Source organism: Bacillus cereus group sp. MYBK216-1, from assembly GCF_051916495.1.
Taxonomy (GTDB): domain Bacteria; phylum Bacillota; class Bacilli; order Bacillales; family Bacillaceae_G; genus Bacillus_A; species Bacillus_A thuringiensis_K.
Genome location: NZ_JBQAGT010000003.1, coordinates 429,045 through 452,340, shown reverse-complemented (window position 1 = coordinate 452,340; position 23,296 = coordinate 429,045). Strand labels below are relative to the sequence as shown.

Below are 23,296 nucleotides of genomic sequence, written 5' to 3'. Positions count from 1 at the left end.
TTAATCTATTTCCTTATTCCAGTCCTTTACCTTTAACTCATCAACACCGAATCCAGTATCAGTAATCTTTATATCTGTTTCAACTCTAATAAAATCGAATTGTAGATCCGGACTCTCCTCCATCAGATTCTCTAAGTTATCTCTAAAATTAGCATACCTAGGATCATCGCTGTTAACCATGTCTTGAAAATAAGTATCTCCACCCTTTTTCTGTTTATCCGAGTAACTAAAACTAGCGGAATCTGATGCCTTTGATTCAATAATAGTTAACTTTGGCGGCGGCCCTTTCGATAGGAATGCTGCATCTATACCATTTCTCCCCACTTGGAACAGATCGGAAACATCTTTACCTAAATCACTGTCTCTAGCTACTATTTTTGTCACTCTTCTCCAAAATCACCTTTATCACGAGAAAAATATTTAGAATTATCGATTTTTCTTTCATACTCCTTTGCAACCTTCAAGTCATAATGATCACTAATAACATCTTTCGTATCCAACTTGTTGGCCAATTTATTTTTTTCTCGCGTTAATCTTTTGACTTCTTTGTCATTTCCCTCTATTTTCAATCTATTTATTTCTTTATCTAACTCTTTAATTTCTTTTGAGATATTGTCTGAAATGTTACTGCCATAACCAACTTCACCCGTACCCTTATTTAAAACCAAAAGCGATAATTGGGTTACCAATTATCGCTTACTAAGTCAAACCATTTGTTGTACTATAAAGTAACAATTATTTTATTATCTATGATAGTTCTAAAATTGGTGTAATTTCTCATCATGTTATTACCATATGCACTAACTGCTTCATTACCACACACCATACTTTCATAGTTATCTTTAAATTCTTTTTTTATCGACTCTTCCAAACTGTCATAGTATCTTTTGATAGCTTCCTCTGCCAATTCAAGCGAGCCGTGCGTTAATATAAAATTAATATCTACCATATAACCCTTTTGAGGATAAAAACCTCTTTCAACAACCTCTTTTACAAAGTTGTTCAAATCATTCGTACACCTTTCTACAATTGGCATAAATACACTATTTAACCAATTAGTGAATTCGTTAACTGTCCGCTCCCACTCTTCCTCATTTGCTATGTTCCAATATAACTGACCGCTTGGTACATTGCACTGACGTGTATTAATATGAAATATTTTATCTTTAGATTTTAAAGGAAGAATTGCGCATTCACCATAAAATACTACATTTTTATCAGATATATTATTCCAACTTGTATAAAAGAGTACCTTATAAATGAAATTTTTATCTTTTTTACTCATCCAATGACCAGACTTAGAATATTTCCAGCCATTATCTAAATACTTTTCAGATATTAGATTACATACGCGCTCAAATGCTTTATTTGCTTTCATATTACATCTCCAATTCAAACTACCTAAGATTCATATATTTTAAACTCAATCCTCAAATCTTGAGTATTCTTCCTAAAAACCTCCAATAATTTATTACAATTTTCAGTCGGTTTATATTTAAACCTTAAATCGAATATAAAGCCATCTACTAACTTAGCATCCGGATAAACACTATATATTTGCCCACTTTCAATAAAAGATACATAGGCATTAATTTTATCTTGTAACAATGTTAAGTGCTGAAGTTCATTTTCCCACTCTAAATGATCTGCAATCATTAATGCTAACTTATTTTCACTCATACTCTTGCCAATGCCATCTATTTTATTTTTGTCTAATATCGACACTTATCTCTCACCTCATTTATTCATCAAAATAAGTTGTCCCTTCAGGACGAACAATTTGCGGTCTTGTTCCACTAGGCACTTCGTATCCCCCTGAAAAATCTCCCTTTCCTTCACCTACGACCTTTCCACCAGAATTCTTCAATTCAGGGAATCCCTTTTCTTGATTTGTAGTATAGGGAGCAGTAGCGGAACTTTTATATTCTTGTATAATAACATTCCCATATTCATCAGATGCAATTGCGTCAACTCTTACCTTAGTCCCTTCATGTGTAACAATGGTTATTTCTCGTTCAGCGTTTTCATACTGCTGTGAAAATAGATTAAAACTTTCATCAGAAAATTCTTGCCCCTGCTCTTTAAGTGATGCCCATTTTTCACTTGCTTCTTTCCACTCCAGCGGCTCTTTAGGCGCTTCACTATTCTTATATTTCCTTTCACAATATACATCATACTTAGATTGCAACTCAGCATCTTTAAATCTACCAGTATTATCAAGTAAATCAGAATTCCCTTTTCCAACTTCACCCGTACCCTTAACCCCACCACTCTCCAAATTCGAGATCCTACTCTGAATACTCGCCTTCGAGGCATCATGGGCTTCTTGGAATTTCCCGCTATAATTCGTTCCAGTTCTAGCGACACTTCCATCTGGCATTATTTCTACACCTTTAAAGATTGGGGATACGGAGTCCGCACCTTTTGCTACTAGACCTTTAATGAAGTAGTCCGCATCATTAATCTTATCTACGGTTTTCCAACCTTGTATTTTTAAATTTTTTAATAGATTATTTTCCTTAAGCGATTGTACCACATTTTTACCCAAATTTGGATTAAAACCAGGCATTCCTTCTTTGAATTTTAATAATTTGGCTAAATCTGCTAATTCACTCGTGCCTTTGAATGCTTTTACTCCTTTTCCTACTGCTCCAACAACTGGGATTGCATCTAATCCGCCAAAAATGATGTTTGCTGTGCGTTCTTCTTGGCTCAATTTCCGGTGTGTTCCCCAGTCTTCTCCGTCGATACCGCTTTTTATTTGTACAGCGCCGTATACAACTGCGGCAGCGGCCCCGAGTGGTGGGCAAAGGATTGTTGTGATGATGATTCCTACGCCTATTCCTATGTCTCGCACCATTTCTAGTTTTTTCTGTTCATCTTCTATCGATTTGTATTCAAATCCTCGTGTGGATGGGACTACTTTCTTGTATTCTTCATAATTTAATTTTGCATCTGGATTTTGTTTTTTTAGTTCTTTGTATTCCCCTCTCAGTACTTTATCAAATGCAGGTGAATCTTTAAAAATATCTTCTACTGTTATTTTATCTTTCTTCTTCTGTATTGTTTGTGGTACACTTCCGTAGCCTGCATGCCCACCTGGTAATACTGTCGTTGTTGTGGAGCCAATTCGGTTATCTGTTTTGAAACTGAGAATAGATGTATCTCTCATTTTTTGAGCGAATTTATCCATTTCTACTAAAAAAGGTTTATCTATATGTTCAGAGACCAATCGCCCGGCTTCTCCGCAATATTTTTGTAATGTCGAATAGCTATCAAGTAATTCTCCTATTTTTTGCGATTGATCTTTTGGGTTAAAATGTATACTGCCATCTGAGTCTAAATCTCGTATTCTTCCATCAATTTTTTTCAATAATTCATTTGCGCGCTGTAATTTTATGAGTGCATCTTTTGTAATTCTATTCATACCATCTCCCATGTTTTGCCATGGTTCAGGTCTATATTTCACATCCATTTCGTTTTCATCCCCCAGCCGTATGGTGATTTCTACAACTTACTTAATATTTCACGTAATTGTTCGTCCTTTTCAAACATTTCTACACATGCGTCCCTTACAACTGTCGCCGACCTATAATAGTGTTCAGACAATTCAAGTGTTTTGTGTAATATATCAGGGTATTTTTCAATTACTCTCATTGCTTCACCTTTTTGATAAAAATCACTACTTAATAAACTCTCAATATTCGTTCCAATGACGTCTAAATGGATTTTATATATATTTTCTAATTTCATTACTATATCAAGTAGTTCTTGAAAATTAACTAATACTTCTTCTCCACCACCAGAACCACCGTCTCCCATTGATACTTGCATTATTCAATACCTCCTAACGAAAATTGTCTCGGGTCAATTAATTTTTTATACGGCATTTTTAACACGTCATACAATTTCTTATTTACCGCATAGAGGCTCACCCAGTCATATCGATTACGTTCTACATCTATTTGAACGTAATCTTCTCCTTCAGTGAAATATAAGAAACATTCCCATTTTCCTCCTCTATTACTACGAGGCCTCGTATACGTTTCCATCGCTATAACGTCTTTATTTGATAAATCTTTTTCCTCAAATGTTTGTTGTTCTGTTTCTGTCATTCTCTTTGAGAAAAATGTATCTTCTATGTCCCTCGGTTCTCTCAATAAGAAAGGGATGCGTGTTAATAAGGAAAAATATACGTCCGGTTTTGGTATGTAGTCGATCTCGTATTTTTTATTTGGTTCTATTTCTGTTAATACAGCCACTCGGTCTTTATCCTCTTTTAAAAAGCCAATTAATACATTATTCATTCTCGTGTATTCATGACAATTTTCATATTCCTTTAATAATTCAATTATTTGAAAAGCTGCAGGGGTAATTCCATTTTCACTTGTAAGTAGGCCTTTTTCTTTTAAACTCGTAGTTGCTTTCGTGACACATTCTTCATCAAGTAAAATAATTGCGTCACGGTTTGGCAATCCAAATATATCGGTAACCCCAGCTGCACCTGCGAGAACATATAATTCAGCAGGTGCAAAACTCATTTCTTTCCCCATTCTTTTATCCCTCGTTTCTCCATCACAATTGTTTTATCGCCCTTACTTCCGATTTATCTCCGTACGTTTGAATGCTTTTATCTAACTCTTTCAAAGCTTTCGTATGTCCTTCAAATGCCTCTACCATTTCTGAATTATATTGAATGATCAAATCAAGATAACTTAAAAATGCATCTCTCGTTTTTCCATTCCATTTCGCACCTGTGACATATGCTTTTAAGTCTTTCGCTTGATTTAAAGAATCCTTCATACCATTTTCAATGTTTTGTGCGTAAGAAATGGCACTTGCAGTGTTACTTCCTATAATTTCAACCTCTTTACCACTCATGTTCGTTCCCTCCATTCTTTGTATACTTAATGGATAAGTTTTTCAATTTCCTTTTTCTTTTCTTCAAAAGCCTTGGTCGCTGCGGCGTATGCTGACGCTTTCTCCGATTCTGCTTTCGCTTTATATTCCAAATACTTTGCATAAGCTGTACTTTTTGCAGATCCAATATCGCTTAATGCACTTTTAAAATAGGATAATACTGTATGTAAGTCTTCATCCTTTTCATGACGTTTTTGTTCAAATTCAACTGCCGGAATTTTATTAGCTTCTAAGCCATTACTTTTACTCTCATACTCTCTCTTCGCTGATTCAGCCTCTTGAATGAATTGCTTTAACTCTCTTTCTTTATCTTTTAAATAATCATGTAAATCATCATACCGATCTCGTTTCCTCGCACTTTCTGTAAAACCAGACGCATTTAAAAAAGCATTATACAATTCATCTAACATCTTTCTCCCCCTTTAGCACAATAACTATGTAGTTAAATCCTTATATTTAAACATGAATATTCATTACATTAAGAATTAACAAATATTTTTTTTACATATTGCTATTTTATCAAAGGGATTTTAACATTTCCATATTTTATGAATGGCTTTCGCATTTTTCTTCAATAAAGTGAAACTTTAATCAATATGACTATGTATTTATTATTTCCTTTTATCCAATTCATTCATATTAAATCCTTGCTTGAGAGTAAGACCAGTTCTTTCTTATTTTCATCAACAACTATTTCTGGATAATCCCAATGAAGCGTACGAGTAGACTCCCTGATTCGTTTTACTATTCCTTTGGCTGTTTTATTTCTATATTCATTCCAATATTTTGGCTCAGTCGCTCTTAAAAGAACGATAGAAAAAGGATCTGATATGAATATCAGATCCTTAACTTTAATTTCTTAATACATACATCTTTTTACACGATAACTGGTTCGTACGTGCTCAAATTATCATACTCAGTTTTTACAATACTAGGTGGAAGGTTAACACATCCTTAGATTCACCTTTTCTTGTAGCAGTGCATAATATTTAATAAAATTAAAGCATATTTTTACTTATCAGACTTAATTTTTTCGTTATATTCTTCTAAAGTTAACCCTTTTTCTTTTAGATAAACAGCAACTTCTTTCCCTACATAACGATAGTGCCATGGCTCATACTTAATGCCAGTAATATTCTCTTTATCTTTTGGATAGCGGAGAATAAATCCATATTCTGCAGCATTCTTATCTAACCATTTGAATGCATCGGTAGTTTCAAATTTTGCATTTAAATCTTCTACAGTATTCTGCCATTCAACTGAAATAATGTCTAACGCTAATCCAGTATGATGTTCACTTGCACCAGGATACTGAAGATATTCCAATGCCTTAGCACTAGCCTCTTTATCCGACAAGCCTTGAGATTTATAGCTTTTAACTGAAGCATCATAATAAGTTTGTTGTAATTTTATAGCTCGATAACCTGATCTTAAATAAAGATTGATTCCCTCTTTTTTTGCAGCTGCTACCATATCCTGATAGGAAGTTGCAATTCTACTATCTATTTTCATATTTGGCTTCGCATTTTGGGTGATACTTGTTAATTCAATTCCTAGTTCCTTTGATAACATATGCTCTCTATTTACAAGGATAATTCTCCAATCATTAACATCAGAGATAGGTAAAACATCTTTTTTCTTCGCATGTATTTCATTTTTATTTTTATCGTTATTATTAGTAGTTGCCTGAGATGTTTGCTTTCCACTACAAGCAGCAAGACTCCATCCCATTGCTAATACCAATGCTAAAATTATAAATTTTTTAATTGTATCTCATTCCCTTTTTGTTTATTAGTCTTTATACCAATTTCCCAACACGTCTCTAGGAATCTCCTTGAAATCCTTCAAAGAAACGGGGCCGACAAATTTTTTAATTCCATGTTTTTTAGAATTTTCATCCGAATAATCTTTTAAAAATTGAATTTTAAATTGTTTCTTACCATCGGCATAGTCGGTTACTGTCGGTACGATTGCCGCTTGTCGTATACCAAAAGTTTTATCTTCATACTTAACAAATTGTACATAAGATAATCCTCCAACTAATGTTTCTAATTTTTCTTGCGCAGAAATAAGATTTCCAAGAGAATAATAGATTAGCGTTTCATGTCCATCTTTATTTTGTTTCCACTCAATTGGTTGAATTACATGTGGATGATTTCCAATTACTACATCTACACCTAAATCTGTTAAATATTGAGCAACTTCTTTTTGTTGCTTTGAAGGTGTTGAGGTATATTCTACTCCCCAATGCACCATAACAATCACCATATCAGAGCTACTCTTTGCCTTTTCCACATCATTTTGTATCGCTTTTTTATCAATTAAATTTAAAGCCCAAGACTTATCAGCTGGAATTTTAATTCCATTCGTACCATATGTATAATTTAGTAACGCAAAACGAATACCATTTTTTGTAATCGTTTTTATTTCATTACGCTCGTTTTTACTCTCATTAATACCTACCGGGATAACATCTGGATATTTCTTCCAGTATTCTCTTGTATTCGCAACACCTTTAATACCCATATCCATAGCGTGATTTGTCGCTTGCGTCACTATATTGAATCCAGTGTCCACTAAAGATTGGCCTACTTCTTCAGGTGTATTGAAAGTCGGATATCCCTGTACTTTTAAATTATTTCCGGCAATCGGAGTCTCCTGGTTCACTATAGCAAGATCACTTGATTTAACAGCTTTTTTGATATTTTCATAAATATAATTATAATCATATGAACCGTCTTTTTGTTTGCCATCTTTAATTACTGCGTCATGATATAAATTATCACCCGTAGCTATTAAATTCACAACCGATTGTACTTTTTTATCTTCCGTAAAATTAGGAGACTGTTGGATAGGACTTTTCTCTACCCAATTTGGTGCTTTTAATGATGTATCTATATTGGATTCAGCCGGTGGTAATGAAGCTTTAGATGTCTTAACATCAGTATTACCACAAGCGGTTAAAAGCACTAAAAAAATAAGACATACTAAAAAAAACTTTTTACTTCTCTGTAAAGTATCTAACATGTGATCCTCTTTTCTGTTTTATTCCTTATAACTAGTTCTAACAAATCATTCTTTAAAAAAACGTATTTTGGTTTTACCCTTAATTATGGAAGGACACTCTGTTACACCTGCTTCGGAATATACTAATAATTGTTTTCCGCTTTCTAGCAATCTATCGATTCCATCAGAAGTAATAGATTACTAGAAAAACATAATCCATCAGGATGTCGACTAGTTTGATATACCTATTCCAATTGCAATAACTCGTTTAATATTTAAACAAGATAGGAGAATCGTTCATATAGCCTCTTCTCTCGCTTTATGTTTAAGGTGCCTCCAAAAAAGGGATCGTTGCTGTACCCCTTTACATAGTGCGAAATTTTTGTAACTAATTTCTTTCATTCAAGCGACAAACATTATACCGATAACAATAAGTAAGACCCAAGAACTTATTTTACCAATATACGAAAAAAGTAGCAATCTTTTGCCCCATATAAAGAAGCCAATTAGGAGAAATGAACGAGAGATTCATTCTATTCAATTCCTTCATTGATTAATAAAAAAACAAGCCACCCAACTATTGGATGGCTCTATACTATAAAGAGAATTTGTTATTGGATTACTTCAATTTCCCTTCAAAAACAATCTTCCTACCGCACGGCTCAACTACTGTTTTGCCGTCTTTCTTTACTTCATGAAAGATTGGCTCTTCCATACGACGAGACGGAGCGTAGCCTTCTTGTTCCATACGTGCTAAGCAGTCTGTAATTGTTTCATTTTCAAGTACTTCAAATTTCTTTTTATTAGGTTGTTTTGTCATGCCCTAACCTACTTTCTATTTTTCTTGATGCGAATTGATTTTTCATGTAGACCATATATAACATTGCGAGAATTCCCATTATAATCATAACCGCAATAAAAAAGCTTGTATACTGTATTTTTTCTATAAATACGCCGCCTAATACAGGTCCCATAATACTTCCTAAACTAAAAGCGATTCCGGATAATATATTACCTGCTGGTAGTAAGTGTCTCGGTAATAAATCAGTCATAAATCCAAGCCCTAAAGAGAAGCACGATCCAATAACCATACCCGCTAAAAGCATGCAGGCAAAGACGATCCAGTAATATTGATCAAATACGGCGGCAAGTAGAAAAATGCCCGTACTTATGCTAAACGTCCACGTTAATATACGGTCCCTTCCGTATTTGTCACTTAATATACCGAGCGGAATTTGTGTAATAATACCCCCAACTGCAAATGCTGGTAATAAGAAGGATACATCTGAAACAGACCACCCTTTACGAAGTGCGTATACTGGTAAGTTACTGTTTAACATCGCTTCAAGTACGCCATATGCAAGTGGACCTAGCAATGCAATCCATCCTAATCCAACAACTTGTTTATAACGAGAAAATGATGATTCACTCTTCACTTCTCTTTCATCTTGCGCTGGGAATGCATTTTTTGTTGGAAGTAGTAAAAGCCAACCTATTAGACAAAGTATAGTAGATATAATAAATGGTGTTGCAAGACCGTACTGCACAGTGCTTGCTAAATACGGACCAACGGCAAAACCAATTCCGAAGAATACACCATATATCGATACTTGTCTCCCTATTTTACTTGGGTCTGATGTTGTCGTGATCCATGTTTGTGTTCCGACATGAAGCATATGATCTCCGACTCCAACTAGAAATCTAAGGATAAACCATACCCAAAACGAAAATGTTTGTGTAAAAAAGAATAATGAAATAATAACGAGAAACCCACCTATAACAATAATCGGCTTCATTCCAAACCTTTGTATCGGTTTTTCAAGAAACGGCGAAATGACTAATATCCCAATGTACAATGCCGTCGCATGAATACCATTAATACTTGAACTAACCCCTTCTTGTTCAAAAATCATTGCAATGGCAGGTAAGAGCATTCCTTGTGACAAACCCGAGATTGCTACAATCCCAACCATAATCCAAAAAGTAAAACGCATTGACATCCCTTTCCCTCTCCTTCTCACGCTTCCACTTTTCATTATAAACTGTTTCTGCAAATGCGTGTACGAATATTCATAATAAAAAAGAAGCTAAAAGAATGAACCTTTTAGCTTCCTATCCTTCCCAAACTTGCGCTTTCACATTGTAATGAAAGTGTTTAAAATATGGATTTTCATAAAATGAAGGTCCATATAAGTAATGTTGCATATGAGCTGTTAGTGGCTGCTGCATCTGTAAAGGAACTACAGCTGGTGAAACTTGCATATACATCGGATCTATCATTATTTTTGTATAGATATGATGATTATATGGCGAATAAGCGATTAAGGATGGTTTATGCATTGATAATCTCCCCTTATACATACAAATGTTATAGTATATGCAACACTTCTCATTTCGGGGATTATTTCTGTTCTAACCAATCCTCTACATGTTTTATAAATACATCTAAACAATCAATAAACGGCGAGTGTCCGCAATCTTCTAATACCTTCAACTCTGCATTTGGCAAATGTTTCGCTAATTCCTCACCGACTACTTGCGGTACGACATAATCTCTATCACCTTGTATGACGAGTGTTGGCGCTTTAATACGATGAATTTGCTTACTTCCCCCTACAACCCCGTTATGTTCATCTGAAATATTAAATGTAATGAGCGCATAATTCACATCTACGAAATTACGTTGCGTTAACATATCATCTAAATACTTTTCATAACGGTCCGGTTCAGGTTGATTATGTGTATATATTAATAGATTCCATACTGTACGGTAATATAGTTTGTTCATATTTTTTATCGCGTCTAATACTGGAGCGATTTGTACTGGATCTTGCGCAATTTCTTCTTTCGTCTTTACTAAACTTGATACAATCGGCTGCCCATTCGTATCTTTTTTAAAGATTGGGTATCCTTTCATTCCTACTGATTCTACTAAAATTAACTTTTCTACAAAAGTTGGGTGGTTCGCTGTAAATTGCATCGCAACGCCACCGCCCATTGACCAGCCCATTAATGAGAATTTCTCTAGCTTTAACTCGTCGATAAATAATTTTATATCTTCTACAAAGTCTTGTAATGAATCTATGGACTGATTATACGTTGATTGTCCAAACCCTCTTAAATCAAGAGCGTAAATATGGTATTGATCTTGCAACTTTTCAATAACTAAATCCCAATGTTGTGACGATGTCATGTTCCCGTGAATGAGTAAAAGAATATCTGTATTTCGCCTTCCAACTTCCTGATATGCAATCGTTTCTCCGTTCGATAGTGAAACAAACTCCATTGTTGCAGGCTTAATCATCACAAGTTCCCCCATTCTATTTAATAGAAAGAAAATTCTTTACTTAATTAAAGAATAGCACGTAGAATGTACGTTCGCAACATAAAACCTATAAGAATTTTTTACATAAATCAACATGTCTATTACTAGACAATTATTATAAAAAAGTATATAGTTAGCTAGGTAACTAATTTGAAAGGATCAAAATACATGGACGAAAAACAACATTTTTTTCACATCGTCAGCCAGACTTCTCGAAAGTTTACGAAGAAATTTAATGAACGTGTATCTCCAACAGGGTTATTTAGTGCGCAATGGGCTGTTATTTTCCGCATTAATCAAACTGGTTCTTGTACGCAAACAGAATTGTGCCAGTATTTAAATGTTGAATCACCAACGATGACTCGTACGTTAACACGTATGGAAACGATGGGATGGATTATTCGTACAGAAGGTAAAGATCGCCGTGAGAAGCTCATTTCTTTATCCGAAACAGCGATAAAGATGATTCCAATATGGCAAGAAGAAGTTGATACTTTCGAAGAAAAAACGCTAGAAGGTATTAACGAAGATGATTTACATCAAGCATTTCAAGTGTTACAACAAATTATTAAAAATTTAGATTAAATTGGAGGGATGACGATGCAAAGTGAGAAACTTTGGACGAAGGATTTCCTCGGAACTTGTTTTAGTAGTCTATTTCTCTTCTTAACGTTTTACATGCTTATGACTACTCTGCCTGTCTATGTAATAGACGGCCTAAAAGGAAAACCTGAGGAAATTGGTTTAGTTGCAACTGTGTTTCTTATTTCTTCTGTTTTATGTAGACCATTCACAGGAAAATGGCTCGATGATTTAGGAAGAAAGAAAATATTATTTATTTCACTTTCATTATTTTTAGCCGCTACTGTTATGTATTTCGGTGCGCAAAGTTTATTCTTATTACTTGCCCTTCGCTTCTTACACGGTATTGGGTTCGGGATGGCAACGACAGCTACTGGTACGATCGTAACTGATGTTGCGCCAGCTCATCGACGAGGCGAAGCACTTGCATATTTCGGCGTATTTATGAGTCTACCGATGGTAATTGGTCCTTTTTTAGGTTTAACAATTATTTCTCATTTTTCGTTTACTGTGTTATTTATCGTTTGTTCCGTATTTTCATTACTTGCATTTTTATTAGGGCTACTTGTCGATATTCCTCACGAAGCACCTGTTAGCAAACAAAAACGTGAAAAAATGAAATGGAAAGACTTAATCGAACCATCTTCTATTCCAATTGCACTTACAGGATTTGTTTTAGCCTTTTCTTATAGTGGTATTTTATCCTTTATTCCTATTTATGCGAAAGAACTCGGTTTAAGTGAAATTGCAAGTTACTTCTTTATTTTATACGCACTTGTTGTTGTCATTTCTCGTCCATTTACAGGAAAGATTTTTGATCGCTTCGGTGAAAATGTACTCGTTTACCCTGCTATCATTATTTTCACAATCGGAATGTTCATATTAAGCCAAGCACAAACTTCATTTTGGTTCCTTGGCGCAGGTATGCTAATCGGTTTAGGTTACGGGACATTAATTCCGAGTTTCCAAACGATTGCGATTTCTGCCGCTCCAAACCATAGACGTGGTTCTGCGACAGCTACGTATTTCTCATTCTTTGATAGTGGTATTGGTTTTGGTTCTTTCATTTTAGGTATTGTCGCAGCGAAATCCAGTTATCATAATATGTATTTTATCGCAACTATTATCGTTGCGTTCACTTTACTTTTATATTATGGATTACACGGACGAAAACAAAAATTCAAGAAACAACCTACAGACGGAAAAATTTCCGCTTAACGTTAATAAGGAAAGTAAACTTCCCCGTTTACTTTCCTTATTTTGTATTTCTTTCAAGACGAGCGTATACTTATAGTAGAAATAAAAAGGAGGGCCATATATGAAACTAAAAAGATCTCCCCTACTCTTACTTATACTAACATTCATATTTGTAATTACAGGGCTTGGGTTTACTTACTTCAAACAAAATAAAACGACCCCATCAAAACATAATGTGACAAAAGAAAACTGGTTAAATGACCCTTACTTACGTTGGTCATATACCCATATGAAAGAATTCACTTTAGTTAATAACGTAAAAAACAATCCTGACCAAATTGCTCACTTCCCTTCCGCATTGCAAAACTTAGACGATTTTGCTGTGGAGCGTAGATTCGGAAATACAACTCCTCTAAAAAAACTTTTAGACGATAACAAAACAGATGCTTTTGTCGTTGTACATAATGGACAACTTGTTTACGAACGATATTTCAATGGGTATAAACAGAATGAACCTCATGGTATGGCATCATTAGCAAAAGTCTTTACCGGGGCAATTATACAATCTCTCGCTGAAGAAAAACGTATTGACTTAGAAAAAACAGCTGACACTTACATAAAAGAATTAAAAAACACACCGTTCGGTAATGCCACACTTCAGCAATTAATGGACATGCAAGTTTCAGCTGAATATCCTACTCATGGATATGAGCAACCTGGGCTAGAAAATCAAGATGCACAATTATATTTAGCTAGCAATATTTTACCCCGCGGCAAAAATTACGACGGTCCGATGAAAATTTATGATATGTTACGGGAAGCCGAAGAAACTGCACCGCCTGGTTCTTCCTTTTCTTACAATAACGGATCAACAGAAACGCTCGCTTGGATTATTAGAACTATTACTGGTAAATCACTAGCTGAAAATGTAAGTGAACGAATTTGGTCTCAAATTGGTATGGAAGAAAACGCGTATTACGTTACAGATGAAACAAAAGTAGAACAAGCTAGTGCTGGATTAAATGCAACTGCTAGAGATATGGCGAGATTTGGGCAATTACTATTAAACAACGGGGAATATAACGGAAAACAAATTCTCCCTTCTTCTATTACTGAAGATATAAAAAATGTCCAAGAAGGTGAACTTGCAATTGGCCCTGGAGCTTCCATTTCTTATCATAATCAATGGTGGATTCCGCACAATGAACAAGGTGCTTTTGAAGTGTTAGGTAGTTACGGACAAACACTTTACATCGATCCGAAAGCAAATATGGTAATCGCCCACTTCTCTTCTAACGCAACGCCAAGTAATGAAATACATTCGGTTTACTCAAATATGTATGTTGATATTGCACATTATTTAGAAAAGCTTCCACAGTAGTGGAAGCTTTTTCTTGTTGGGATATTTTATTTATACTCCTACATATTAGAAGATACTGAAAGAATAACTGCTTAAAACACGCCTATCAAAATTTATATAAGCAGTTTACATGTTTAATTAAGTGTTTAACTAATACATCCAAACCTTTTGGAGAATTCGTTAAAACACTTCCCTTACAAAGATTGTCTGTTCATATTGGTCGAAAATTTCTTCTATAGATGAAAATAAAGTTTCTTCCGGGATGATGAACTTTATTTTTTGACCATTTTTTAACATAAAGGAAATTGTTCCATTATCATTAAAACCTGTATGAAACGTTCCTCGTTTATTTAATACTACCTCTTCAATTGTATTTATTTCAATTGAAAAGTTATTCTTTAATTGCAAGAGTTCATGTACATCGCCAGTATGTATTTTTGTATCTATTTCAGTTTCTAAGTTTAATTGTTTTTTCTCAATTTTTTTGAACCAGAGCAAAAACAATAGCTCTGAAATACCAGGTAATTGTTTTTTATAAGCATGTTGACTATGAAACTGTCCGCCAATCTTTATAAAATATATACAGTCACCTGTAATAAAAACTTTATAATACATATCTGCCGTAAACATTTTAGGCTTTAAAAGATAAAAACTTTTGATCATAATTCCCCCATCAATTTTAAATGTATTTGTATAAACATTTTTAGCTAGATTTGTGCTAAAACATATTTCTCATGTAATGCAACACTATTGTATTGAATCTCCTCTCCCTTTGCAACAGTTGCTTTAAAGCCAGCTAGTAACCTTTCTCTATACTATCCCTATAAGTGCTACCCCATTTCCAACCGTTTTCTTCTAGTATATTAAAAGCAGAATCTGACACAAGGCTCTATATCAACCTATCAATAAATTACCACCCTATAAATATCTGAATTTTCTTTATATTGGAGGTTATCTCCTAAACAACCTCGAATAATTGTAATACATATACATAAGGAGGGTGATCTATTTTGTTTCGTTCCTTTACAAATGGTTGCGTCGCCTTAGTGCAACGCTTCTTGCCAGAACCGTTTATTTTATCATGTTTACTAACTGTTTTCGTTATCTTCTTTGGTATGTTTGCGACTCACCAAACACCTGTAGAAATGATTAATCACTGGGGTAATGGAATTTGGGGACTCCTCGCCTTTTCTATGCAAATGGCACTTGTACTCGTGACTGGATCTGCTTTAGCAAATGCTCCTCTTATAAAAAAAGGATTAACGAAAGCTGCCAGACTACCAAAAACGAATGGCCAAGGCATTATCGCCATTTCAATTGTAAGTTTACTTGGTGCATACATAAACTGGGGCTTTGGAATTGTTGTATCTGTTTTATACGCAAAAGAAGTGGCAAGGCAGCTGGACGGATTAGATTATAGACTAGCAATCGCCTCTTCTTACTCTGGGTTTCTCATTTGGCATGCCGGTCTTTCTGCCTCTATCCCTCTTACGTTAGCAACAGGCGGTGAAACGTTAATTAAAACGACTGCTGGAAGTATTAAAGAGGCGATTCCAATAACAGAAACGTTATTCTCACCATACGCTCTCGTTCCAGTTATTATTTTTCTCATTACGATGCCTCTCATTAATAAGGCAATGCATCCAGATGAAAAACATACGATAACTGTAGATCCTAGCGTGTTCCATGAAGAAGCCGCTGCTCAAGAAGTAGAAAAAAATACATTCGCTGAAAAGATGGAAAATAGCATTATTATTACACTTTGCGTTGGATTGTTAGGTCTCATTTATATTTTCAATTACTTTTATACGAAAGGTTTTAACCTTACTCTCGATATCGTGATTTTTATGTTATTAATTGCAGGTCTTATTTTCCACCGTACTCCGATTCAGTATATTCGCGCTTTTTCAGACTCTACGAAAAGTGCTTCTGGCATTTTACTTCAATTTCCGTTTTACGCAGGAATTATGGGCATGATGATTGGAGCAAATAGTGAAGGACTTTCACTTGGAGGAGCTATTTCTAATTTCTTTATTAGCATTTCAAATGAAACGACTTTTCCGCTCTTTACATTTTTAAGTGCTGGCATTGTTAATATTTTCGTTCCATCAGGCGGTGGTCAATGGGCTGTGCAAGCACCAATTATGATTCCAGCTGGCGCTGAACTTGGTGTACCTGCTGCAAAAACAGCAATGGCAATTGCATGGGGCGATGCTTGGACGAATTTAATTCAACCTTTCTGGGCATTACCAGCATTAGCGATAGCTGGTTTAGGTGCTCGTGACATTATGGGATTTTGTGTTGTGAACTTACTATATGCGGGTTTTATCATCAGTCTATGTTTCTTATTTATTTAAACAAAAAGCTAGTTTTATACTAGCTTTTTTACATAATAAATCACTTATTTCCCATGCAATTTATAATCTTCTTCCACTCTATCTCCGTAAGATGTAATGACTCAAATGTAAAAAAATCTTCGCAAATTTTTCCGATCAAGTGTGGATGTTCACTCAAAAAATTCCACTGTAACGCTTTAGGAAGAAAATATGTTTCATATTCTTTACTTCCCCGTACTACCTCATCAACTTCTCTTTCACAAATTCCTCTTATCAAGTAGTCATTTCTTAACTCTATTTGAATTTGCTGAAATGTTTTACTACATTTTTTCAATTGAAGTAAACACGTAACATACTTCCGAAAAAGTTCGCCATCATACTGAACACAGTTTATAATACGGTCGACTTCATTCATAATGTACGAGCCTTTTCTTTTATTTGTAATAACCATTTTTCACGCTTTGATACTTTACTCGTTTTCACAGATTGAAACACTGAACGTTTTATATCGCGAATGCCACAAAAACGTAAAACACCTCTCTTCATCATAATCCAATCTGCTGATCGATATAATAGTGCGACGTACCATAACGGTGAATCTAGCGTATTAATCACCCACGCCTTCTTACCTTTCAATAAGCCTTTCGCCAGAGCCCCTTCATATTTATAAGCAAATCCAGCTACGAAAATACGATCGATAAATCCTTTTAAAATTGCTGGCATCCCCCACCACCATATTGGATAGATGAATAAAAGTGTATCTACTTCTTCTACTAACGTTCTGTACCGAGCTGTTTCTTCTTCATTTACTAAATCACGTCTTTTCTTCTCTTCATTAAATACGAGGACTGGATCAAATTGTTCTTTGTATAAATCAAGCAGCGTAACTGAATGATTTGTTTCCGGTAGTCCTTTTTGCACATGATTGAAAATCGCCGCGTTAAAACTTGAAGGATTAGGATGAGCGTATACAATTAGTACGTTCACTACATAACAACTCCCTCTATACGTTAAAGTTTCTCCTTCTTTAACATCTTCTCTACAATTTGCACGTTTTTCGAACTTTGCAATAATCGATTCAATAATATAAGTAATTCTTCTTTTTCTAAATCTTTCAGTTTCTCTTTAACTGCACTCTCACCAGCACCTTGAATATCATAAACAACTGCCGCCATATGCTTACAAAGATTCTCATATGGACATTCGCAGCTACTTTCTGAAAAATCTTCGAGATCGATAACTACTTCATAATTTCCTGCATTTCCAGTAACGAAAGCAAACACTTTTTTATCATGTATTTCAACATCTTCTACATGTCCATCTTCATAATATTCATATCCCTTATCTACAATGTACTTTGGGATCCATTTCGTTATATCTTTTAATAAGTAAGCGTACATAATTGTACCCCTTCCTTTAATTCCCTTTTGACTTCAAAAATCCTGTATGTTATTCTAATAACTGTCAAATAGCAAGTCTATATGACAAAATGACTGACACCTATTCGGCGAAGGTGTCTCTTTTCATTTGCAGCCGATATGAATTGCCTCTTTCAGGCACATTCAATTTTTGACACTACACACTCAACACCATTCCCTGTATCAGGCTGCTTTAGCAGTCTTTTACTCTACATACTCCGTTATTTTAAGAAAAAAAGAGAGCTTAGCTCCCTTTTCTCGCCTTATACAATACCCCTTTTTCAGCATAGAGATATTCATCAGCTAATGTAATTTTCCCATCCAGTTTTAGTTCGTCTAATAATCTTGATAAATAAAATTGATGCAACATCTTTTTCGTGAATTTTCCTTCATGATGCGAAACGATATGTTCTTGAATATCTAACAATGATATCGGCTTATCTTGCTCTATCATATATTCATAAACTGTACTACGCAGTTTTACGTATTTTTCGAGTGTCACAGTAATGCGCAACCCCTTTCTTCTTAATATAAATTTTCGTAATCGGTTTTTTTGCAATAAAAAAACCTCTCCGATAAGAAGAAGTTACGTATATATCTTCGTCTTATCTCCCAGAACAAATATGTTCTGCTGGAATTAGCACCTGCATCGCGGTTGCTGGGTTTCATCGGGCCAGTCCCTCCACCTCTCTGGATAAGAAAATATTCACTTAATTCTTACTATACGTAATTCCACTTTAATTGTCAAACAAATATAATAAATATAACAAATTATATTTTCTTCCTTACTGTTCATACTACCCATATACGAACATGCAAGGAGGATTATGAAATGCATCAAAATGCTCGCGGATATGTACAAGATTCTTTTCAATCATTACAAGAAGCTAAAAATTGTTTAGAAGAAGCGCTCGAAACAGTTGAAAAAGATTTTAATCGCGCTCGTATTGAACAATCACTTTATGCTGTTGAACAAGCTATTCAACGTTGCGAGTACACCTTTCACATTTTAGAAAAAGATTAAAAACTTCCCATCAATTGATGGGAAGTTTTTTCAAATGGCATACTTCATAATTATTGCCGTTATGATTAAAAAATATACAGAATTAGCAATTTCTAAAATTCCTACTTTTATAATAGAAATTTTTTTGCCATACAACACAATTGCTCGAATGACACTTGGTATAAAAATAAGAGAACACCACGGATTAATTGCAAATACAATTATCGTTAATAAGATATGATATCCCCAAGATATAAGACGATACTTCGGATTATTTTTTTCACGAATCATCGTTTTCACATAAAACGTACTACCTAAAAAGTATAAAAATGAAATAAGTGCAATGAATAAAGCTGTATGATCGATTTGCTTCATTGAAAAGTAATAACTAATTAACCCACCGATACAAAACACAATGATTGCACAAATATCATTTAATAGTGCTCTTTCATTTTTTTGACGGGCGTAATACATATTCACTATAAATAATGGAATCATTACTATTACGAATAAAAGAATTCGCCACTCATATAATAAAGAAATCATCCCAAATAGGAACGCAATAATGAAATAAACAATGGCAGCTTGTAAAAACTCTTTTTTTCGTCTTTGCTTTATGTACGTAAGAAATGGATACGTGGCTAAATAGATAAAAAACCACGCTAAAAACAATGGAATATGATAAATAGTAGGTTTCCCAAGTATGACACTTAATAAAAAAGGAATAACAAGCATGGCCCATGCACCATGTTGCTTCGGAATAACTAACTTCATTAACTATACACCTCACTTTTGAAAAAAGTTCTCACCTACCATTATACAAATAATTTTATATAATAACGGATGCATATTAAATCAATTTTTTGACAAAAAAATGCTCCTTACAATATGTAAGAAGCATGAAAGAGGCAAACGAATATGTAAGTCGCGACCCTACCTTATATGAGTATGCTTTTCTATGTCACGTTATGCTCATCTAATATACCGTATTTCTTTTTAAATCTTGTAAGAATCGTAATCCAAGATGTACTAAATAGTAGTAAGAAAATAACATTCGAAATCGCATGGCTCAAATCAAAGTAAAAACTTGCGATATAATACGAAATGACAGTTTCCCACGTTGCTTCTCGTATAAAACCGAGAAGGCCCCAGAAATTCATAATCCAGCCAAATAAAAAGCCAACAATTACTCCGTAAAGAAGTCTTCCCCATAGCTTTTTCATAAAAAATGTATTACGAAGTAAACCTGCTATAAAACCAATCATACCCCACGAAAACATTTGCCACGGTGTCCATGGACCTTGTCCTAAAAAAATATTAGATACGATTGCTGCTGTAGCACCAATCATAAAACCAGTTTCACTTCCAAATACAATTGCAGAAACGATAATGACAAAAGAAGTTGGTTGTACACTTGGTAAAATAGAAAATGGCACCCGGCTTACTGCTGCAATTGCTGCTAATACAGCAACGAGAACAATTTCACGTGAAACAAACACCTTTCTTTCAAAACGGATATAGAAAGGTAACATAATAACCGCTAATATAAACAAACTACTTAACATGTAATAACCGTCCATGACAAGTGTCGTAAAGAGTAATGTGCCGATTATTACTGCAAAGATACATATTATGAATGCAACATATCGTTTGGACAAGCTTCGTACACATCCTCCCACGTTAATGCATATGGCAATTCTTTTCGAATGAATCGGTTAATAGATGTTGTATAAAAGAAGTTGCCGCTAAAAAATTCTTTCGGTGCATCATTCATAATGACTGTTCCATCAAATAACATCATACATTGATCCACGTATTTCGCTGCAAACTCAATATCATGCGTTGCCATTACAATTGTTGTACCTTCTTTTTGCAGCTTCCTAAATAGTTCTCCTACTCTTTCTTTCTTCCATGGATCCAATCCCTTTGTCGGTTCATCAAGTAATAATAACGTTGGCTTTGATAATAACGTCGTACATAACGCAAGTAATTGTTGCTCCCCTCCGCTACAATCATGCGGATGGCGTTCTTTAAGCGAGTACAACCAAAACTGTTTTAGCGTATCTTCTGCTATTTCTTTTCCTTGTTCTCCATATAATTCACGCGCACGTTCATAAACCTCGTCCCATACTGTATCAAATGTAAAATGGTAATACGGATGCTGCGATACATACCCAATACTTTTAAACCGTTCTTTCGAATCGATTTTATGTATCACTTTTCCGTTCCACTTTACTTTTCCTCTTCTCGCTTTTTGTAATCCTGCTAAAATCGTTAACAGTGTAGACTTACCTGTACCGTTCTTCCCAACGAGCGCTACCCATTTTCCTTTTTCAATCGAAACTGATAAATCACGTAAAATAAGCGGACTATTTTTTTCATATTGGAACGAAATATGCTCTGCGCTTAAAATTACCTCTTGCTTTTCACTTTGTGCTATTAGGTCATTTACATATGATATCGCTGCAAAATCATTCATTTTCATTTGCGCCTCTCGCACTGTAAACGGAATATCTCTCACATTCCACTCTAAAAATAGCCTTGGAATTTGCGGAATAAATGGACGGAATGTTTCTACTCCCCACATATCCGTAATAACAATTTTAGGACTACCATCATACATAATACGGCCATTATCCATACAAACAACGCGTGTTGCAAGCGGGATAACTTCATCTAAACGATGTTCACTTAAAATAATCGTAATTCCAAGTTCTTCATTAATCCGTTTTAATAATCCTAAAAACTCTTTTGCAGCGATTGGATCTAACTGCGCTGTCGGTTCATCTAATAATAGCAATTTCGGCTGCATAACTAATACCGCAGCTAAATTGACAAGCTGCTTCTGCCCACCAGATAACGTATGAACAGATTGATGCAATAAATCTTGAAATCCTAAAAAGCTAATAAGCTCTGCTATTCTTTTTTGAATAATATGTGATGGTAATCCGATATTTTCTAAAGAAAATGCTAATTCTTGAATCACTGTATCCATAACGATCTGGTTTTCTGGGTTTTGAAATACCATCCCAATTTCTTGGGCAGATAACAAATCAGCTACTTCCTCTATTAAAACACCCTCATAAAATATCTCTCCAGAACGCGTACCAATTGGAAGTAACTCCTTTTTAAAATGTTTTAATAACGTCGTCTTCCCAGATCCCGATCCTCCAGCAAGTGCAATAAACTCACCTTTTTGAACAGAAAGAGAAATATGCTGTAACACTTTTTCATTTTCATCAGCATATACAAATGATAAATTGTTTATTTCTGCATGCGCCACCATATCCATTCTCTCCCTTCCATTATGATTGGTAAACTAATAAACATCGAAAATACGACAAACATCATCCCATCGTATTGCTGAAATAGAATCGATTCGACTTTCGGATAAATAATCAATTTCCCTCCGCCGTAATTACTACATACAATAGCAGCTATAAATAAAATGATTAAATAACTGAGCGTATACCAGTCACGCCTTTCCATTCTATAGCGAATATACGTCGTACGCTTCGTTACACCAAATCCACGAGCTTGCATAGAATCTGCCGTTTGCAGTGCATCTTCTAATGAACAAATTAATAATACTTGCAGCAATTGCATACCATTTTTGACGCGTTCAATTATCGAACCTGAATCTACCTGCACACCTTTCGTCTTTTGAACGAGTGTGATTTTCTTTAATCGCCTTATAAACAAAGGAACAAATCTCACTGTAATCATCGTTAACAATGCAACTTTCGGTGAAATTCTTGAAAACAAATATAAAAATTTATGACTGGAAATAATATCATTGTATGACGCAAACGTAAACATAACTGCAACTAGTAATAACCCCATTACTATTCCAAACATAATCGCCTCAAGCTTAATACGGCTATCACCTAACCAAAATAACGTAGTTCGACCTCTATGCGTTAATAACGAATTAAATAAAATTACCACAAAGAAGAAAACAATTGTGCTCGGTAGCATCTTTCTTATCTTTTCGCTATTTCCTTGCATCACATTTAACATAATAATTAATACTATTGCTCCAATTAAAAAAAGAGGATGAAGACACATCATACATAGTATCATCACCCCGATATAATAGAAAAAATTCACAAAAGGATGTAAAGAAGAAAAACTTATTTTCATAGCCCT

The 23,296-nt window shown here is 34.6% G+C and carries 29 protein-coding genes and 1 riboswitch; of the genes, 5 read left to right on the top strand and 24 right to left on the bottom strand.

Features of this window, described 5'->3' with window-relative positions; all coding sequences use genetic code 11:
* The 15 genes from ACTFRH_RS12565 to phaZ form a co-directional block, all read right to left on the bottom strand.
* Positions 1 to 384 carry a hypothetical protein gene (locus ACTFRH_RS12565; protein WP_000161785.1) on the bottom strand — a complete coding sequence of 128 codons (384 nt, stop codon included), beginning with the start codon at positions 382 to 384 and terminating at the stop codon, positions 1 to 3.
* Positions 381 to 689, bottom strand: a complete 309-nt coding sequence (locus ACTFRH_RS12560; RefSeq protein WP_000258633.1) for a hypothetical protein — start codon at positions 687 to 689, stop codon at positions 381 to 383. The genes ACTFRH_RS12565 and ACTFRH_RS12560 overlap by 4 nt, the downstream gene beginning before the upstream one ends.
* A gap of 32 nt (positions 690 to 721) precedes the next feature.
* Entirely contained in the window at positions 722 to 1,378 is a 657-nt protein-coding gene (locus ACTFRH_RS12555) for a hypothetical protein (protein WP_000646588.1), read from the bottom strand.
* Between the two features lie 23 nt (positions 1,379 to 1,401).
* A complete protein-coding gene (locus tag ACTFRH_RS12550; RefSeq protein WP_000025261.1) occupies positions 1,402 to 1,725 on the bottom strand; it encodes a DUF6572 domain-containing protein in 324 nt (107 codons plus the stop codon).
* Between the two features lie 16 nt (positions 1,726 to 1,741).
* On the bottom strand, positions 1,742 to 3,475 hold the full coding sequence (locus ACTFRH_RS12545) for a hypothetical protein (RefSeq protein WP_000382717.1): 1,734 nt from the start codon (positions 3,473 to 3,475) through the stop codon (positions 1,742 to 1,744).
* Positions 3,476 to 3,507: 32 nt separating this feature from the next.
* Positions 3,508 to 3,834, bottom strand: coding sequence for a hypothetical protein (locus tag ACTFRH_RS12540; protein ID WP_001198196.1), 327 nt, complete (start codon positions 3,832 to 3,834; stop codon positions 3,508 to 3,510).
* Entirely contained in the window at positions 3,834 to 4,553 is a 720-nt protein-coding gene (locus tag ACTFRH_RS12535; RefSeq protein ID WP_000514127.1) for a DUF5081 family protein, read from the bottom strand. The genes ACTFRH_RS12540 and ACTFRH_RS12535 overlap by 1 nt, the downstream gene beginning before the upstream one ends.
* 22 nt (positions 4,554 to 4,575) lie before the next feature.
* Positions 4,576 to 4,881 (bottom strand): WXG100 family type VII secretion target, encoded by a 306-nt coding sequence (locus ACTFRH_RS12530; RefSeq protein ID WP_000014535.1) that lies wholly within the window; start codon positions 4,879 to 4,881, stop codon positions 4,576 to 4,578.
* 26 nt (positions 4,882 to 4,907) lie between these two features.
* Complete coding sequence (locus ACTFRH_RS12525; RefSeq protein ID WP_000883461.1) at positions 4,908 to 5,330, bottom strand: hypothetical protein; 423 nt, start codon at positions 5,328 to 5,330, stop codon at positions 4,908 to 4,910.
* A gap of 601 nt (positions 5,331 to 5,931) precedes the next feature.
* Entirely contained in the window at positions 5,932 to 6,663 is a 732-nt protein-coding gene (locus ACTFRH_RS12520) for a M15 family metallopeptidase (protein WP_000241985.1), read from the bottom strand.
* Between the two features lie 48 nt (positions 6,664 to 6,711).
* Entirely contained in the window at positions 6,712 to 7,947 is a 1,236-nt protein-coding gene (locus ACTFRH_RS12515; RefSeq protein WP_000887606.1) for a CapA family protein, read from the bottom strand.
* A gap of 598 nt (positions 7,948 to 8,545) precedes the next feature.
* Entirely contained in the window at positions 8,546 to 8,746 is a 201-nt protein-coding gene (locus ACTFRH_RS12510; RefSeq protein ID WP_000166303.1) for an NETI motif-containing protein, read from the bottom strand.
* On the bottom strand, positions 8,730 to 9,926 hold the full coding sequence (locus tag ACTFRH_RS12505) for an MFS transporter (RefSeq protein WP_000062779.1): 1,197 nt from the start codon (positions 9,924 to 9,926) through the stop codon (positions 8,730 to 8,732). Before ACTFRH_RS12505 ends, ACTFRH_RS12510 begins: the two co-directional genes overlap by 17 nt.
* A gap of 112 nt (positions 9,927 to 10,038) precedes the next feature.
* Complete coding sequence (locus tag ACTFRH_RS12500) at positions 10,039 to 10,266, bottom strand: hypothetical protein (protein ID WP_000549500.1); 228 nt, start codon at positions 10,264 to 10,266, stop codon at positions 10,039 to 10,041.
* Positions 10,267 to 10,327: 61 nt separating this feature from the next.
* On the bottom strand, positions 10,328 to 11,230 hold the full coding sequence (gene phaZ / locus ACTFRH_RS12495) for an intracellular short-chain-length polyhydroxyalkanoate depolymerase (RefSeq protein WP_000594872.1): 903 nt from the start codon (positions 11,228 to 11,230) through the stop codon (positions 10,328 to 10,330).
* Between the two features lie 189 nt (positions 11,231 to 11,419).
* Here phaZ and ACTFRH_RS12490 point away from each other — a divergent pair, with 189 nt between their 5' ends.
* The 3 genes from ACTFRH_RS12490 to ACTFRH_RS12480 all read left to right on the top strand — a co-directional run bounded on the left by ACTFRH_RS12490 (position 11,420) and on the right by ACTFRH_RS12480 (position 14,411).
* Positions 11,420 to 11,836, top strand: coding sequence for a MarR family winged helix-turn-helix transcriptional regulator (locus tag ACTFRH_RS12490; RefSeq protein WP_000343675.1), 417 nt, complete (start codon positions 11,420 to 11,422; stop codon positions 11,834 to 11,836).
* Between the two features lie 15 nt (positions 11,837 to 11,851).
* Entirely contained in the window at positions 11,852 to 13,051 is a 1,200-nt protein-coding gene (locus ACTFRH_RS12485; protein WP_001190319.1) for an MFS transporter, read from the top strand.
* 100 nt (positions 13,052 to 13,151) lie between these two features.
* Entirely contained in the window at positions 13,152 to 14,411 is a 1,260-nt protein-coding gene (locus tag ACTFRH_RS12480; RefSeq protein WP_000769541.1) for a serine hydrolase domain-containing protein, read from the top strand.
* A gap of 159 nt (positions 14,412 to 14,570) precedes the next feature.
* Here the strand turns inward: ACTFRH_RS12480 and ACTFRH_RS12475 are convergent, their stop codons facing one another.
* On the bottom strand, positions 14,571 to 15,053 hold the full coding sequence (locus tag ACTFRH_RS12475) for a hypothetical protein (RefSeq protein ID WP_000597309.1): 483 nt from the start codon (positions 15,051 to 15,053) through the stop codon (positions 14,571 to 14,573).
* A 347-nt stretch (positions 15,054 to 15,400) separates the two neighbouring features.
* Between ACTFRH_RS12475 and ACTFRH_RS12470 the strand changes: the two genes are divergently transcribed.
* Positions 15,401 to 16,747, top strand: a complete 1,347-nt coding sequence (locus ACTFRH_RS12470; RefSeq protein WP_000490009.1) for a short-chain fatty acid transporter — start codon at positions 15,401 to 15,403, stop codon at positions 16,745 to 16,747.
* Positions 16,748 to 16,787: 40 nt separating this feature from the next.
* Here ACTFRH_RS12470 and ACTFRH_RS12465 read toward each other — a convergent pair whose 3' ends face one another.
* From ACTFRH_RS12465 to ACTFRH_RS12450, 4 genes are all read right to left on the bottom strand, one after another.
* Positions 16,788 to 17,141, bottom strand: coding sequence for a hypothetical protein (locus tag ACTFRH_RS12465; protein WP_001006483.1), 354 nt, complete (start codon positions 17,139 to 17,141; stop codon positions 16,788 to 16,790).
* Positions 17,138 to 17,713, bottom strand: coding sequence for an NAD(P)H-dependent oxidoreductase (locus ACTFRH_RS12460; protein ID WP_001101650.1), 576 nt, complete (start codon positions 17,711 to 17,713; stop codon positions 17,138 to 17,140). Before ACTFRH_RS12460 ends, ACTFRH_RS12465 begins: the two co-directional genes overlap by 4 nt.
* A 23-nt stretch (positions 17,714 to 17,736) precedes the next feature.
* Positions 17,737 to 18,126 carry an SWIM zinc finger family protein gene (locus tag ACTFRH_RS12455; protein ID WP_000271521.1) on the bottom strand — a complete coding sequence of 130 codons (390 nt, stop codon included), beginning with the start codon at positions 18,124 to 18,126 and terminating at the stop codon, positions 17,737 to 17,739.
* A 262-nt stretch (positions 18,127 to 18,388) separates the two neighbouring features.
* Complete coding sequence (locus ACTFRH_RS12450; protein WP_000171476.1) at positions 18,389 to 18,646, bottom strand: hypothetical protein; 258 nt, start codon at positions 18,644 to 18,646, stop codon at positions 18,389 to 18,391.
* A gap of 100 nt (positions 18,647 to 18,746) precedes the next feature.
* Positions 18,747 to 18,845: riboswitch (SAM riboswitch) on the bottom strand.
* A 131-nt stretch (positions 18,846 to 18,976) separates the two neighbouring features.
* On the opposite strand from ACTFRH_RS12450, the gene ACTFRH_RS12445 reads away from it, so the two are divergent.
* Positions 18,977 to 19,168, top strand: coding sequence for a hypothetical protein (locus tag ACTFRH_RS12445; RefSeq protein WP_000554031.1), 192 nt, complete (start codon positions 18,977 to 18,979; stop codon positions 19,166 to 19,168).
* A gap of 30 nt (positions 19,169 to 19,198) precedes the next feature.
* Here ACTFRH_RS12445 and ACTFRH_RS12440 read toward each other — a convergent pair whose 3' ends face one another.
* From ACTFRH_RS12440 to ACTFRH_RS12425, 4 genes are all read right to left on the bottom strand, one after another.
* Entirely contained in the window at positions 19,199 to 19,921 is a 723-nt protein-coding gene (locus ACTFRH_RS12440) for a YwiC-like family protein (protein ID WP_000779974.1), read from the bottom strand.
* A 182-nt stretch (positions 19,922 to 20,103) separates the two neighbouring features.
* Positions 20,104 to 20,805: an ECF transporter S component gene (locus ACTFRH_RS12435; RefSeq protein ID WP_000044903.1), complete on the bottom strand. Its 702-nt coding sequence runs from the start codon at positions 20,803 to 20,805 to the stop codon at positions 20,104 to 20,106.
* On the bottom strand, positions 20,778 to 22,439 hold the full coding sequence (locus ACTFRH_RS12430) for an ABC transporter ATP-binding protein (RefSeq protein WP_440048747.1): 1,662 nt from the start codon (positions 22,437 to 22,439) through the stop codon (positions 20,778 to 20,780). The genes ACTFRH_RS12435 and ACTFRH_RS12430 overlap by 28 nt, the downstream gene beginning before the upstream one ends.
* On the bottom strand, positions 22,412 to 23,290 hold the full coding sequence (locus ACTFRH_RS12425) for an energy-coupling factor transporter transmembrane component T (RefSeq protein ID WP_002164100.1): 879 nt from the start codon (positions 23,288 to 23,290) through the stop codon (positions 22,412 to 22,414). The genes ACTFRH_RS12430 and ACTFRH_RS12425 overlap by 28 nt, the downstream gene beginning before the upstream one ends.
* Positions 23,291 to 23,296: the final 6 nt, after the last annotated feature.

Excerpts from the sequence above, each read along its gene's own strand:
- ACTFRH_RS12535 (WP_000514127.1), bottom strand. The coding sequence starts at position 4,553 with ATGGGGAAAGAAATGAGTTTTGCACCTGCTGAATTATATGTTCTCGCA.
- ACTFRH_RS12545 (WP_000382717.1), bottom strand. The coding sequence starts at position 3,475 with ATGGATGTGAAATATAGACCTGAACCATGGCAAAACATGGGAGATGGT.
- ACTFRH_RS12505 (WP_000062779.1), bottom strand. The coding sequence starts at position 9,926 with ATGTCAATGCGTTTTACTTTTTGGATTATGGTTGGGATTGTAGCAATC.
- ACTFRH_RS12525 (WP_000883461.1), bottom strand. The coding sequence starts at position 5,330 with ATGTTAGATGAATTGTATAATGCTTTTTTAAATGCGTCTGGTTTTACA.
- ACTFRH_RS12555 (WP_000646588.1), bottom strand. The coding sequence starts at position 1,378 with ATGAAAGCAAATAAAGCATTTGAGCGCGTATGTAATCTAATATCTGAA.
- ACTFRH_RS12540 (WP_001198196.1), bottom strand. The coding sequence starts at position 3,834 with ATGCAAGTATCAATGGGAGACGGTGGTTCTGGTGGTGGAGAAGAAGTA.
- ACTFRH_RS12500 (WP_000549500.1), bottom strand. The coding sequence starts at position 10,266 with ATGCATAAACCATCCTTAATCGCTTATTCGCCATATAATCATCATATC.
- ACTFRH_RS12510 (WP_000166303.1), bottom strand. The coding sequence starts at position 8,746 with ATGACAAAACAACCTAATAAAAAGAAATTTGAAGTACTTGAAAATGAA.
- ACTFRH_RS12530 (WP_000014535.1), bottom strand. The coding sequence starts at position 4,881 with ATGAGTGGTAAAGAGGTTGAAATTATAGGAAGTAACACTGCAAGTGCC.
- phaZ (WP_000594872.1), bottom strand. The coding sequence starts at position 11,230 with ATGATTAAGCCTGCAACAATGGAGTTTGTTTCACTATCGAACGGAGAA.
- ACTFRH_RS12475 (WP_000597309.1), bottom strand. The coding sequence starts at position 15,053 with ATGATCAAAAGTTTTTATCTTTTAAAGCCTAAAATGTTTACGGCAGAT.
- ACTFRH_RS12445 (WP_000554031.1), top strand. The coding sequence starts at position 18,977 with ATGCATCAAAATGCTCGCGGATATGTACAAGATTCTTTTCAATCATTA.
- ACTFRH_RS12465 (WP_001006483.1), bottom strand. The coding sequence starts at position 17,141 with ATGAATGAAGTCGACCGTATTATAAACTGTGTTCAGTATGATGGCGAA.
- ACTFRH_RS12480 (WP_000769541.1), top strand. The coding sequence starts at position 13,152 with ATGAAACTAAAAAGATCTCCCCTACTCTTACTTATACTAACATTCATA.
- ACTFRH_RS12440 (WP_000779974.1), bottom strand. The coding sequence starts at position 19,921 with ATGAAGTTAGTTATTCCGAAGCAACATGGTGCATGGGCCATGCTTGTT.
- ACTFRH_RS12490 (WP_000343675.1), top strand. The coding sequence starts at position 11,420 with ATGGACGAAAAACAACATTTTTTTCACATCGTCAGCCAGACTTCTCGA.
- ACTFRH_RS12515 (WP_000887606.1), bottom strand. The coding sequence starts at position 7,947 with ATGTTAGATACTTTACAGAGAAGTAAAAAGTTTTTTTTAGTATGTCTT.
- ACTFRH_RS12455 (WP_000271521.1), bottom strand. The coding sequence starts at position 18,126 with ATGTACGCTTACTTATTAAAAGATATAACGAAATGGATCCCAAAGTAC.
- ACTFRH_RS12425 (WP_002164100.1), bottom strand. The coding sequence starts at position 23,290 with ATGAAAATAAGTTTTTCTTCTTTACATCCTTTTGTGAATTTTTTCTAT.
- ACTFRH_RS12485 (WP_001190319.1), top strand. The coding sequence starts at position 11,852 with ATGCAAAGTGAGAAACTTTGGACGAAGGATTTCCTCGGAACTTGTTTT.
- ACTFRH_RS12430 (WP_440048747.1), bottom strand. The coding sequence starts at position 22,439 with ATGGATATGGTGGCGCATGCAGAAATAAACAATTTATCATTTGTATAT.